Annotated in this window: 11 protein-coding genes; 6 read left to right on the top strand and 5 right to left on the bottom strand. The window is 72.2% G+C overall.

From position 1 onward, the window contains the following. Positions 1-84: 84 nt before the first annotated feature. The 4 genes from ACH5AF_RS25195 to ACH5AF_RS25180 all read right to left on the bottom strand — a co-directional run bounded on the left by ACH5AF_RS25195 (position 85) and on the right by ACH5AF_RS25180 (position 4,618). A complete protein-coding gene (locus tag ACH5AF_RS25195) occupies positions 85-1,245 on the bottom strand; it encodes a glycosyltransferase (protein ID WP_398904432.1) in 1,161 nt (386 codons plus the stop codon). Beyond that, positions 1,242-2,366, bottom strand: a complete 1,125-nt coding sequence (locus tag ACH5AF_RS25190) for a glycosyltransferase family 4 protein (RefSeq protein WP_398904430.1) — start codon at positions 2,364-2,366, stop codon at positions 1,242-1,244. Before ACH5AF_RS25190 ends, ACH5AF_RS25195 begins: the two co-directional genes overlap by 4 nt. A gap of 109 nt (positions 2,367-2,475) precedes the next feature. Further along, a complete protein-coding gene (locus ACH5AF_RS25185; RefSeq protein WP_398904428.1) occupies positions 2,476-3,894 on the bottom strand; it encodes a HEAT repeat domain-containing protein in 1,419 nt (472 codons plus the stop codon). Positions 3,895-4,225: 331 nt separating this feature from the next. Beyond that, positions 4,226-4,618 (bottom strand): ankyrin repeat domain-containing protein, encoded by a 393-nt coding sequence (locus ACH5AF_RS25180; protein ID WP_398904426.1) that lies wholly within the window; start codon positions 4,616-4,618, stop codon positions 4,226-4,228. 310 nt (positions 4,619-4,928) lie between these two features. On the opposite strand from ACH5AF_RS25180, the gene ACH5AF_RS25175 reads away from it, so the two are divergent. Together ACH5AF_RS25175 and ACH5AF_RS25170 are read left to right on the top strand one after the other, a co-directional pair. Beyond that, positions 4,929-5,123, top strand: coding sequence for a hypothetical protein (locus ACH5AF_RS25175; RefSeq protein WP_147990831.1), 195 nt, complete (start codon positions 4,929-4,931; stop codon positions 5,121-5,123). A gap of 37 nt (positions 5,124-5,160) precedes the next feature. Further along, a complete protein-coding gene (locus tag ACH5AF_RS25170) occupies positions 5,161-6,753 on the top strand; it encodes a hypothetical protein (RefSeq protein ID WP_398904424.1) in 1,593 nt (530 codons plus the stop codon). A gap of 53 nt (positions 6,754-6,806) precedes the next feature. Here ACH5AF_RS25170 and ACH5AF_RS25165 read toward each other — a convergent pair whose 3' ends face one another. Next, a complete protein-coding gene (locus ACH5AF_RS25165; protein WP_398904422.1) occupies positions 6,807-8,306 on the bottom strand; it encodes a PLP-dependent aminotransferase family protein in 1,500 nt (499 codons plus the stop codon). Positions 8,307-8,407: 101 nt separating this feature from the next. On the opposite strand from ACH5AF_RS25165, the gene ACH5AF_RS25160 reads away from it, so the two are divergent. From ACH5AF_RS25160 to ACH5AF_RS25145, 4 genes are all read left to right on the top strand, one after another. Further along, positions 8,408-9,055 carry a YitT family protein gene (locus ACH5AF_RS25160; protein ID WP_398904421.1) on the top strand — a complete coding sequence of 216 codons (648 nt, stop codon included), beginning with the start codon at positions 8,408-8,410 and terminating at the stop codon, positions 9,053-9,055. Continuing rightward, complete coding sequence (locus ACH5AF_RS25155) at positions 9,052-9,816, top strand: glycerophosphodiester phosphodiesterase family protein (RefSeq protein ID WP_398904420.1); 765 nt, start codon at positions 9,052-9,054, stop codon at positions 9,814-9,816. The genes ACH5AF_RS25160 and ACH5AF_RS25155 overlap by 4 nt, the downstream gene beginning before the upstream one ends. Positions 9,817-9,855: 39 nt before the next feature. After that, entirely contained in the window at positions 9,856-11,211 is a 1,356-nt protein-coding gene (locus ACH5AF_RS25150) for an MFS transporter (RefSeq protein ID WP_398904418.1), read from the top strand. A gap of 255 nt (positions 11,212-11,466) precedes the next feature. Then, positions 11,467-11,841 carry an RNA polymerase-binding protein RbpA gene (locus ACH5AF_RS25145; RefSeq protein ID WP_026278069.1) on the top strand — a complete coding sequence of 125 codons (375 nt, stop codon included), beginning with the start codon at positions 11,467-11,469 and terminating at the stop codon, positions 11,839-11,841. Positions 11,842-11,992 lie beyond the last annotated feature (151 nt).

Raw genomic sequence — 11,992 nt, 5'->3', positions numbered from 1 at the left:
CAGAGCCACCCCGATCCCGCAAGCCCCCGAGCCCGTCGCCCACCGTGGCATCCCCGCCGCGTATGTCGTCGACACCCCCGGTCCTCATCCCCGCGCTCCCCGTTTCTTCGCCCCGTTGCGTACCGGCAGTGCGTCGTGCGCGGCCAGGAACGCCGTGACCGAGCTGTTCCAGTCGAAGAGCTCGGCCCGTGCCCGGGCCGCCTCACGGCGCGCCGGCTCCGGGCGGCCGAGGATCGTCAGGACCGCGTCCGCGAAAGCCGGGCCCGTGTCCGCCGCTGCGACGCCTGCGTCGCCGATCACCTCCGGCAGCGCCGACGACGCGCTCGCCACGACGGGCGTGCCGCAGGCCAGCGCCTCCAGCGCGGACAGGCCGAACGTTTCCGCAGGGCCGGGTGCCAGGCAGACGTCCGCCGCGGCCTGGAGGTCGGCGACGGCCTCCCGGTCGGTGACGTGGCCGAGGAACCGGACCGGCAGGCGCTCGCCCTCCGCCCTGCGGACGAGCGAGGGCTTGAGCGGCCCGTCCCCGGCGACCACCAGCGCCGCCCGCACGCCCCGCGCGCGAAGTTCCGCCAGAGCGTCGAGCGCGGCGCCGGGTCGTTTCTCCACCGACAGGCGCGAGCAGAGCAGCAGCAGGACATGCGCGCCGACGGCGTACGGGGCGCGCAGTGCCGTGCTTCGCCGCCCGGGCCGGCATCGCTCGAGGTCGACGCCGAGCGGCGCCCGCACGACGTTCTGCGCGCCGATACGGACGAATTCGCGCTCCGCCCACTCCGTCGTGCACACGATCTTCGAATAGGCCCAGGCGCTGCGCCGGTTGAGCCGGTCCGCCGTGCGGGCGGCGAACGCGTCCGGCAGCCCCCAGGTGCGCAGCACACCGTCGGCCGTCTCGTGCGAGACCATCACCGACGGGACCCGGTGGCGCCGCGCCCATTCGCCGGTCCAGCGCAGGGTGGTGCGGTCGGAGACCTCCAGGCGCTCGGGTCCGAGGTCCTCCAGGAGGCGGCGCAGCCGTCGCCGCCCGGCGAGCACCCGATAGCCGCCGGTGCCGACGAGCTCGGGACCGGGCAGGGTGATGAGGCGGCCCTGCGGGGTGTGCCGGTCGCTCTCGGCATCGCCGGGCACGACGAGCACTGGCTCGTGTCCGGCGGCCAGATAGCCGCGGCCGAGTTGGTCGAGTGCGGTGCGGAGCCCGCCGGACGAGGGGGTGACGAAGTTCGCGAGCCGTACGATGCGCAGTCCGCTCATGCGGCCACCGCCGTGCGTGCGCCGAGGACGTCGGCGTAGTGGTCCAGCAGCATGTCCCCGACCGCGGTCCATGTGCGGCCCTCGACCGCGACCCGCCCGGCGCGGGCGAAGTCGGCCCGCAGTCCGGGGTCGTCGGTCAGGGCACGGACCGCGTCGCGCACGGCGTCGGTGCTGTGCGGTGGAACGAGCAGTCCGGTCCGTTCGTGGTCGACGAGGTCGAGCGGGCCGCCCGCGGCGGGCGCGACGACCGGGACACCGCTCGCCATGGCCTCCTGCACGGTCTGGCAGAAGGTCTCATACGGGCCGGTGTGCGTGAACACGTCGAGGGAGGCGAAGATCCGCGCGAGGTCGTCCCCGATGCGGCGGCCGAGGAAGACGGCGCCGGGAAGTGCCCCGCGCAGCGAGGTCTCGCTCGGTCCGTCGCCGACGACGACCACCCGCACGCCGGGCAGGGCGCAGGCACCCGCGAGCAGTTCGACGTGCTTCTCGGGCGCGAGGCGGCCGACGTAACCGACGATCAGTTCTCCGCCGGGCGCGAGCTCGCGCCGCAGTTCCTCGTCGCGCAGCGCGGGCCGGAAGCGGGCGGTGTCCACGCCGCGCGGCCACAGCCGTACGCGCTCGACGCCGTGCTCCTCCAGGTCGCGCCGGGCGGCGGTGGACGGCGCGAGGGTCCGGTCGGCGGCGCTGTGGACCGCTTTGATGCGCCGCCAGGCCGTGCCCTCCCCCGCTCCGACGTAGGTACGGGCGTAGCCGGCCAGGTCCGTCTGGTAGACGGCGACGGCAGGCAGGCCCAGCCGGGCCGCCGCGGCCATCCCGCGCACACCGAGCACGAAGGGGCTGGCGAGGTGGACGATGTCGGCGCGGTGCGCGGTGACCGCCGCCGCCACCCTGCGGCTGGGGAGAGCGACCCGCACCTGCGGATAGCCGGGCAACGGCAGGGAGGGCACCCGTACGACGGGGCACGGCGCATGAGGGTCGGCGCTCATCGCCCCGGCGGCGGCCGGGGCGATGACGAGCGGTTCGTGACCGCGGGCGGCGAGGTGCCGGGCGGTCTGCAGGGCGCAGTGCGCCACACCATTGACGTCGGGCGGAAAGGACTCGGTGACGATGACGACACGCATACCCGTGTTGTCGTCGGGCCCGGGGTGGCTGCGCCAACGTGGATCTTTCCGGCCGGGGAACGTCCCATGAGCGTTGTGTTGCCGCCCCCGGGCCGTGGGCGGCGAGTCGTCACACAGCGGGCATGTCGGGCCCGATCCTGCTGCGTACGGCGGTCTGCACCTCCGCCTCCTCGGCGGGGTCCGCGGCGAGCCGGCGCAATCGCTCGGCGACGCGCACGTCACCGGTCTCGGCGTGGCGAGCGGCCACCTCTCTGGTGGTCTCCTCGCAGTCCCACAGGCATTCGACGGCGAATCCGGTGGCGAAGGAGGGGTCGGTGGCGGCGAGCGCCCGGGCGGCACGGCCGCGGAGATGGGAGGAGGTCGTCTCGCGGTAGACGTGGCGCAGTACGGGGGCGGCGCAGGTGATGCCGAGCCGGCCGGTGCCGTCGACGAGGGTCCACAGCAGCGGGGCGTCGGGCCCGTCGGCGCGGACGGTCTCGCGGAGGGCGCCGAGAACGAGGGGGGCGTCCTTCGCGGCCCCGCGGCAGGCGAGGACTCCGGCTGCGGACGCGCCGAGGGCGTCGGGGCGGTGGATCCAACCCCGGGCCCGGTCCACGGCCTCGTCGCCGCACATCCGCTCGAACGCGGAGATCGCGGCGTCGGCGACGGTGGACGAGCCGCCTGCGACCGCCGCCTCGATCAGGTCGAGGACCACCGGGTCCCGGGATTCGGCGAGGTAGTGCAGGGCGGTACAGCGGGCTCCGTCGGATCCGGTGTGCGCCGCGCGGACGATCTCGGGCCGGTCCTCGGGGCCGGCGACGGCGCCGAGGCAGCGAGCGGCGGGCACATGCAGTGCGCTGCCGCGCTCCAGCCCCTGGTCGGCCCAGTCGAGGACGGCCTGGACGCTCCAGCCGGGGCGAGGGCCCGACGGACGCATCTGGCGCTGCCAGCGGTCGAAGGAGCCGGCTTCCTGCGCGGCACGTACCCGGGCGCCGATGAACTCCCGGTGGTCGTCCGCCCACAGCCGCCACGGCCGCGGTTCGAAGGCGTCGCGCACGGCGACGGCCAGTTCGGCGTCACCCTCGGGGGTGGCGGGGAAGCGGGCGAGGATCGGGTCCGCGAGGGATCGCAGGCCCGCGTCGTCGTCGCGCAGGGCGAGTTCGTCCAGGGCCCATGCCCAGTTGGCGCCCTGCGCGGCGTACCGCCGCAGCAGTGCGAGGGCGTCGCCCCGGCCGTAGGAGGCGAGGTGTCCGAGAACGGCGAGCGCGAGTCCGGTCCGGGTCTCGTCGGCGTCGAGGTGGTCGTCGGCGTCGCACAGGTGCCGCTCGATCTCCTCCAGGCTGCCGTGGAGGTCCAGGTACAGGCGTGCGTAGTACAAGGAGCGGTTCTCGACCTGCCAGTCGTGGCGGGGATCGCTCAGAACGCAGTGGTTGAGTGCCGCGAGCGCTTCGGCCCGTGGCGCTGCGAGCGCGTGCAAGGTGCCGTCGCCGCGGCCCCTCTGCAGCAGGCCGAGCAGGGTGCCGCTCGGCGCTATGACTGGATCGAACATGGGGAAAGCCTCACATCAAGCTGTCGACGCAACCGGGGACTGGAATGCCTAGGCCGCGCAGCAGCATGTCGGGCCGCCCGTCGTCATACGCGTCTTCTGCTTGGTGGTGAGCATGTCCTTCTGCCTCTCTTCGGTGGCCCCAGGGGAATTCCCGGATGATGGGTCCGGGACAGGGCTGACGTCATGATGACCCACGCATTTCGCCACCGCGACCACATTTACGGCGTCTCCTCGGACCTTGCGGCCGTAGGAGGTGCCCACCCCCGCCGGTGACCGCGTCGTGGCTGGCCGAAGCGTGTACGGCGCCGACCGGGACGTGCGCGACGGCCGCTCAGCGGCCGTCGAACAGCTCCAGAAGGTCCGTCTTCCCAAACATCCGCGCGGTATCCACGGCGGATGGGGTACCGGCCTGCGGATCGGCACCGCCGGAGAGCAGGGCGCGGATGACGGCGTCCTCGCCCTTGAAGACCGCGCCGGCGAGAGGCGTCTGGCCGCGGTCGTTGGCCCGGTCCGGTTCGGCGCCCCGCGCGAGGAGCACCTCGACGGTGGCGGCGTGCCCGTGGTAGGCGGCGAGCATGACGAGCGTGTCGCCCTTGTCGTTGGTGAGGTCGGCCGGGACGCCTGCGTCGAGATACGCGGCGAGCGTCTCGGTCTCCCCACGGCGCGCCAGGTCGAAGACCTTGGTCGCGAGTTCGATCACCTCGGAGTCCGGGACTTCACTCATCGGACGGACCGCCTTTCACCATGTTGACCTGGGCCGCACGGCAGAAGCAGCCGTACGAGTGAACCGACAGGTTACTGCCAGGCGCCTGCGGGGACGGGTCCGGCGAGGGGAAACGGACCACGCGCTTCCGCAGGAGCGGGAGGGCACTGTGCCGCCCCGCCGGGCCGCGGGCACGCCGATCAAGGGACGACTCTCGCCCAGTGAAGTGAAATGCGTCCGTTTTCACCCATTTGCAGCTTTTATCGTATAGACACTTTCTGTAAGCATGGAAGAACTCATGGTGAATGTCCCCCTCACCCAGGAGAACCTCATGATCCTGTCCATGTCAGGCGTCGTGCTGCTCGGCATCATCGTCTTCCTCTTCTTCCGGAAAGACGGGCTCAAGGCGTCCCACGCATTCGTCTCCGCGCTCTTCGGCTTCTTCCTCGCGGGCACCGCGATCGCGCCGAGCATCACGGCGGGCACCACGAGCCTCGCCGGGCTGCTGGGCGGGATCAAGTTCTGACCCCCGAACCACCGACGAGCACCTTCAGGAGACAGATGTGGCCCGGCGACCACTCCCCCGCATTCTGACCAGCGGCAGCGCACAGATCGCCCGTAGTCGTGAGATCGCGCGCACGGCCGCCGACAGCGCCACCGATGTCCTCCATCCACTGATCACGGTCACCCGCGGTCTCGGAAGGCTGGCCGCCATGGGCCGGAGCAAGTGGGCCGCCACGCCCAAGGAACGGCGTGGTCCCACCCTGTTCTTCGTGGCGGCCTGCGTCCTGGTCGTCGCGGTCATCCCGTACGGGCCGCTGATCACCCTGATCACGGTGATGGCCGCGGCCGCCTGGGCCGGCCGCGTCAGGGCGCCGGTCAGGACCGGCCCGAGCGATGCCGAAATCGCCCGGCTGCGCGCCCTGCACGAGGCCCTCGTGCCGTACTTCTCGGTCCCCGAGGACCCGGCTCCGCTCTTCACCCACGGCGGGGAGTGGAGCAAGGCCTTCAGCGAGTACGCGTTCGACGACACCGGCCGGCTCACTCGTCTCCGCGTGGCCTACCCGGCGTACTTCACCGACTCCGAGGCCGCGTCACGGGCCCGGATCGAGCAACTGCTGCACGCGAAGTCCGGCCGCGGCCGGGAGTACCGCTTCAGCTGGGACGAGGAGAGCAACGAGCTCGATATGAGCGTGCTGCCTGCCCTGTCCACCTCCATCGCCGCCCAGCGCTTCGTCACCTCACCCGGCGAGACCGTCCTCGGCTTCACCGATGCCGACGCCGTCCGGCGCACGCTGCCCGTCTCCTGTGGCGGCACCACGGAGCAGGCGCCGCCGGTCGTCTGGCGCACCGGTCCGCGCTCCACCGAACCGCATCTGCTGGTCGTCGGCGAGCCCGGCAGCGGCACCACGACGCTGCTGCGCTCCATCGCCCTGCAGGCCCTCCAGCACGGCGACGTGCTGATCGTCGAGGGCGGCGGCACCGGCGAATACGCCTGCCTCACCGGCCGCACGGGCGTGCTCGGCGTCGAGTGCGGTCTCGGCGGAGCGCTGTCGAGCCTCGAATGGGCCGCCCACGAGACGGAGCGACGCCTGATCGCCGCAAACCGAGCTCGTCAGGCGGGGCTTCCGGCTCCCGACGACACGAAGCGGCCCCTGTGGATCCTGCTGGACCGGCCGAGTGTCCTCGGCCATCTGGCCGCGGCCGACGGTCACATGGACCCGCAGGAGCTGCTCCAGGTACCGCTGCGGCACGGGCGGGCGGCGCAGGTCACGGTCGTCGTGGCCGAACAGTTCGACAGCACCGACGCCCTGACCGAGACCGTGCGCACGCACACGCGCGCCCGCGTCACGCTCGGCCCGGCGGACTTCGGCCGGTTCGAGGCCGTGCTGGGCACCGCCCCGCGCACCACACCCGCCACGGAGGTCCCGCCCGGGCGCGGATACGCACGGCTGGGCACGGGTCCGGTGCTCAGGCTGCAGGTGCCGGCCACGCCGGACCCGTTCGACGACGCGACGAGCGAGGCGCACCGGCAGGCGGTGCTCGACCTGCTGCCCCCGCGTCCGGGCGAGCCGGAGCCGCATGCGGTTCCCTCGGCGGCCGCGCCCGTGGCCTCCCCCGCTCCGCCGGCCGCCGCCGTTCCCGCCGAGGGCTGAGGCCGTCGCCCTGCCCGGGCCGGGGCCTTGCACGAGCCCGCCCAGGCCGGGCCTTACGCGACGAACGTGCGGGGCGCCTCCGTGCCCGTGGTCGCTCCCGTGCGCACCAGTCTTGCCGCCGCCGCCAGCCGCGTGGCGGCCTCATCGGCGACGGGTCCGCCGACCGTGAACGGCAGCCGTACGTATCCCTCGAACGCGCCGTCGACCCCGAAACGCGGTCCGGACGGCACCCTGATCCCGACCCGCTCGCCGACCTCGGCGAGCCGGGAGCCGGACAGGCCACCGGTACGCACCCACAGCGTCAGACCGCCGGAGGGCACGTCGAACTCCCAGTCCGGCAGCTCCCTGCGCACCGCGGCGACGAGCGCGTCACGGTTCTCCCGGGCCTGCTCGCGCCGGATGGAGACGGCGCTGTCCCATCCGGAGGTGTGCATCAGCCAGTTGACAGCCAGCTGTTCCAGCACGGGTGTGCCGAGGTCGGCATAGGCGCGGGCGGCGACGAGGGAGCGGATGACGTCGGGGGCCGCGCGCACCCAGCCGATCCGCATGCCCGCCCAGAAGGCCTTGCTCGCCGAGCCGACTGTCAGGACGGTGGCGCCGGCGGGGTCGAAGGCGCAGACGGGACGGGGCATCTCCATGTTCGGGTCGAGGTGGAGCTCGGACATGGTCTCGTCGACGACGAGCACCGTGCCCGCCGAGCGGGCCGCCTCCACCATGGAGCGGCGCTGGTCCTCGTCGGCGAGCGCGCCCGTCGGGTTGTGGAAGTCGGCCACGACGTACGCGAGCCGGGGCGCCGCGTCGCGCAGGACCTGGCGCCAGCGGGCGAGGTCCCAGCCGGTCAGGCCCTCGGCCATGGCCACCGGCACCAGCCGGGCCCCGGCCTCGCGCATCAGCTGGAGGATGTTGGCGTACGACGGTGACTCGACGGCGATGCGTTCACCGCGCCCGGCGAACAGATGGCAGATGGCGTCCATCGCGCCCATCGCGCCGGTGGTGACCATGATCTGCTCGGGCATGGTGGGGATGCCGCGCTCGGTGTAGCGCTCGGCGAGCATCCGGCGCAGCGCGGGCAGGCCCGCGGGATAGTCGCCGTGGGTGTGAGCGTAGGGCGGCAGTTCCTCCAGGGCGCCCTGGACGGCCCTGGTCAGCCAGGGCTCGGGAGCCGGCAGGGACGCGCAGCCGAGGTCGATCATGGAGCCGAGCGACTCGGGCGGCAGCGGTTCGAGGCCGCGGGCGGGCAGCGGATTGCCCGCCGGAACGGCGGTCCAGCTGCCGGCTCCCCTGCGGGACTCCAGGAACCCCTCGGCACGCAGGGCCTCGTACGCGGCGGCGACGGTGGTACGGCTGACGGAGAGCGAGAGGGCCAGTTCCCGTTCGGCGGGCAGCCGTGCGGCGACGGGGACCCGGCCTTCGAGGACGAGAAGCCGGATGCCGTCGGCCAGCGCGCGGTACGCGGGCGGCTTGCGGGTGCCCGGCCCGGCGGGGTGCGGTTGTTGGGAGGTGAGCTGCCGGGCGAGCTGCGCCGCCCCCACCGCCGAAGTCCACTGCGACATGGAAGTCAGTCCACCTTCCTCGAATTGGCCATGGTTGCCCATTCTTCCGTAGCCACAGAGTGTCATGCATCGGTCCACTACCACCACAGGGGGACGCCATCGTGTCCGGACATCTCACCCGCAGACTGCTGCAGCTGTACGTCGGCCTGGCGTTGTACGGGGTGAGTTCCGCTCTCCTGGTGCGCGCAGGACTCGGGCTTGAACCGTGGGGGGTGCTGCACCAGGGACTGTCGGAGCTGACCGGCATCTCGATCGGCGTGGTGTCGATCATCGTCGGCGCCGTGGTGCTGCTGCTGTGGATCCCCATCCGGCAGCGGCCCGGCCTCGGGACGGTCTCCAACGTGTTCGTCATCGGCATCGCCATGGACGCGACGCTCGCCGTCGTACCCGATGTCCATGGGTTCGCGTCGCAGGTTCCGCTGCTGGCCGCCGGTGTCGTACTGAACGGTGCGGCGACGGGCCTGTACATTGCGGCCCGCTTCGGCCCCGGCCCCCGGGACGGTCTGATGACGGGTCTGCACCGCCGCACGGGCCGGTCGATCCGGCTGGTGCGCACGGCACTTGAGGTGGTGGTGGTGGCCACCGGGTTCGTGCTCGGCGGGTCGGTGGGCGCCGGCACGGTCCTGTACGCGCTGGCGATCGGACCCCTGGCGCAGCTGTTCCTGCGTGTCTTCGCCATCCCGGGTGCGGACGAAGGCAGCACCGTGGTCGCCGGCTCGTCACCGAGGCAGGCCATACTGCCGCGGTGACCGCCATACGCCACCCCTATCTGGACCACCCGGCAACACTCGCCTTCGCCCACCGCGGGGGTGCCGCCGACGGCATCGAGAACACCGCGGCCGCCTTCCGCCGCGCGGCCGACGCCGGGTACCGCTATTTCGAGACCGATGTGCACACCACGGCGGACGGACGGCTGGTCGCCTTCCACGACGCGACGCTGGACCGGGTGACCGACGCGGGAGGGCGGATAGCGCAGCTGCCGTGGAGCGAGGTGAGCCGGGCCCGGGTGGCGGGCCGGGAACCGCTTCCGCTCTTCGAGGAGTTGCTGGAGGAATTCCCCGAGGCCCGCTGGAACGTGGACCTCAAGGCGGAGTCAGCACTGGAGCCACTCATGGATCTGATCCGCAGGGCCGACGCCTGGGACCGGGTCTGCGTCGGCTCCTTCTCCGAGGGCCGGGTGGCGCGGGCCGTGCGCCGGGCCGGTCCCAGGCTCGCGACGTCGTACGGGGTCAGGGGCGTCCTCGGCCTGCGGCTCGCGTCGGTGGGGATTCCAGCCGCGGTACGCAAGGGCGCGGTGTGCGTCCAGGTTCCACAGTCCCAGAGCGGTGTCCGCGTGGTGGACCGCCGCTTCGTGCGGGAGGCGCACGCACGGGGCCTGCAGGTCCATGTCTGGACGGTCAACGACCCCGAGCGGATGGCCGCGCTCCTGGACCTTGGCGTGGATGGCATCATGACCGATCATCTTGAGACGTTGCGCACGGTGCTGACCGACCGTGGACTGTGGGGCTGACCCGGCACATCTGCCGACAGCACGAGCGAGGGGGCGCGGATGACGGCCGGCACCGCCGACCGCACGGACGGCGCGGACAGCGCCCGCGAGCGAAGACGTGAACAACACGGCTGGTACTTCTACGACTTCGCGTGCTCGGTGTACTCGACGAGTGTGCTCACCGTGTTCCTCGGGCCGTATCTGACGTCGGTGGCCAAGGCCGCCGCCGACGCCGACGGCTTCGTCCATCCGCTGGGGATCGCGGTGCGGGCCGGTTCCGTGTTCCCGTACGCGGTGTCGGCGTCGGTCGTCCTCGCGGTGCTGGTGATGCCGTTCGCGGGCGCGGCAGCGGACCGCAGCGGGCGCAAGAAGCCCCTCCTCGCCTTCGCGGCGTATCTGGGCGCCGCGGCGACGACGGGCATGTTCCTGCTGGACGGCGACCGCTATCTGCTCGGCGCCCTCCTGCTGATCGTGGCGAACGCCTCGCTCGCGGTGTCGATGGTCCTCTACAACGCGTATCTGCCGCAGATCGCGGAGCCGCATGAACGCGACGCGGTCTCGTCGCGGGGCTGGGCCTTCGGTTACACCTCCGGCGCGCTGGTACTGGTGCTCAATCTGGCCGTGTATTCCGGCCATGACTCCTTCGGCCTGTCCGAGGGCGATGCGGTGCGGATCTGCCTGGCGTCCGCCGGACTGTGGTGGGGTGCCTTCACGCTCGTGCCGCTGCGCCGGTTGCGGGACCGCCGGCCGTCGACGAGCGGAGAGGGCAGGGTCGGCTCCGGCTGGCGCCAGTTGACGGCCACGCTGAAGGACATGCGCCGCCATCCGCTGACGCTGTCGTTCCTGCTGGCCTACCTCGTCTACAACGACGGCGTGCAGACCGTGATCTCACAGGCCTCGGTCTACGGCTCCGAGGAGCTCGGCCTGGACCAGGCAACGCTGATCACGGCGGTGCTCCTCGTCCAGGTCCTCGCGGTCGCGGGCGCTCTGGGCATGGGCCGGCTGGCCAGGACGCACGGTGCGAAGCGCGTCGTACTCGGCTCACTGGCGGTGTGGACCCTCATCCTGGCCGCCGGATACTTCCTGCCCGCGGGTGCGCCGGTGTGGTTCTACTGCCTGGCCGCGGCGATCGGACTGGTGCTCGGCGGCAGTCAGGCGCTGTCGCGTTCGCTGTTCTCCCATCTGGTGCCGCGGGGCAAGGAGGCGGAGTACTTCTCGGCCTACGAGATGAGCGACCGGGGTCTGAGCTGGCTCGGCCCATTGGTGTTCGGTCTCGCGTATCAGCTGACCGGCAGCTACCGAGATGCCATCATCTCCTTGGTGATCTTCTTCGTCCTGGGATTCGTCCTGCTCGCGCGGGTCCCGGTGCGGCGCGCGGTGGCCGCCGCGGGCAACCCCGTTCCGGACCGGATTTAGACGCGGAAGTGAAAGGGCGGTAGTGTACGCCTTTGGCCCGCCAGGCGGACCGTTACTGCGTGCTCAAGTAGCAAAGACGCTGGGTGACATCTAATGCCAGATGTGACAAACCGGGCACTGGTGGGTAGAACAAGGGGCGGCACGACGGGCGACGCATGACCCGCAACGGGAATCTTTACCGCCGACCGGACGTTGACCGGATGACGACGACAGCGACACCTGTCCTGTGGGCGACAAGCCCGGGAGGCACGATTCATGAGTGAGCGAGCTCTTCGCGGCACGCGCCTCGTGGTGACCAGCTACGAGACCGACCGCGGCATCGATCTGGCCCCGCGCCAGGCGGTGGAGTACGCATGCGAGAAGGGGCATCGTTTCGAGATGCCGTTCTCGGTCGAGGCGGAGATTCCGCCGGAGTGGGAGTGCAAGGTCTGCGGTAGCCAGGCGCTCCTGGTGGACGGGGACGGCCCCGAGGAAAAGAAGGGCAAGCCGGCGCGTACGCACTGGGACATGCTCATGGAGCGGCGTACCCGCGAGGAGCTCGAGGAAGTGCTGGCCGAGAGGCTGGCGGTCCTGCGTTCCGGCGCCATGAACATCGCGGTGCATCCGCGCGACAGCCGCAAGTCCGCGTAAGCGCGTAACAGCGCGCGGATCCGCTCACGCTACGGAGCCGCGGGGGGGGGGCCCCCCCCCCCCCCGCCCCCCCCCCCCCCCCGGCCATGGGATTAGAAGCCGACGGGCGCGGGGAGGGTGAGGGGGGGGATGCGGAGCCGGCCCGGGCCCC

The organism is Streptomyces sp. NPDC018833 (genome assembly GCF_044390825.1).
GTDB lineage: Bacteria > Actinomycetota > Actinomycetes > Streptomycetales > Streptomycetaceae > Streptomyces.
The sequence above is the reverse complement of the archived record's forward strand: the minus strand, read 5'-3'. Positions and strand labels throughout refer to the sequence as shown.

Coding starts and splice junctions, on each gene's coding strand:
- ACH5AF_RS25195 (WP_398904432.1), bottom strand. CDS start 1,245: ATGAGCGGACTGCGCATCGTACGGCTCGCGAACTTCGTCACCCCCTCG.
- ACH5AF_RS25190 (WP_398904430.1), bottom strand. CDS start 2,366: ATGCGTGTCGTCATCGTCACCGAGTCCTTTCCGCCCGACGTCAATGGT.
- ACH5AF_RS25185 (WP_398904428.1), bottom strand. CDS start 3,894: ATGTTCGATCCAGTCATAGCGCCGAGCGGCACCCTGCTCGGCCTGCTG.
- ACH5AF_RS25180 (WP_398904426.1), bottom strand. CDS start 4,618: ATGAGTGAAGTCCCGGACTCCGAGGTGATCGAACTCGCGACCAAGGTC.
- ACH5AF_RS25175 (WP_147990831.1), top strand. CDS start 4,929: ATGATCCTGTCCATGTCAGGCGTCGTGCTGCTCGGCATCATCGTCTTC.
- ACH5AF_RS25165 (WP_398904422.1), bottom strand. CDS start 8,306: ATGTCGCAGTGGACTTCGGCGGTGGGGGCGGCGCAGCTCGCCCGGCAG.
- ACH5AF_RS25150 (WP_398904418.1), top strand. CDS start 9,856: ATGACGGCCGGCACCGCCGACCGCACGGACGGCGCGGACAGCGCCCGC.
- ACH5AF_RS25145 (WP_026278069.1), top strand. CDS start 11,467: ATGAGTGAGCGAGCTCTTCGCGGCACGCGCCTCGTGGTGACCAGCTAC.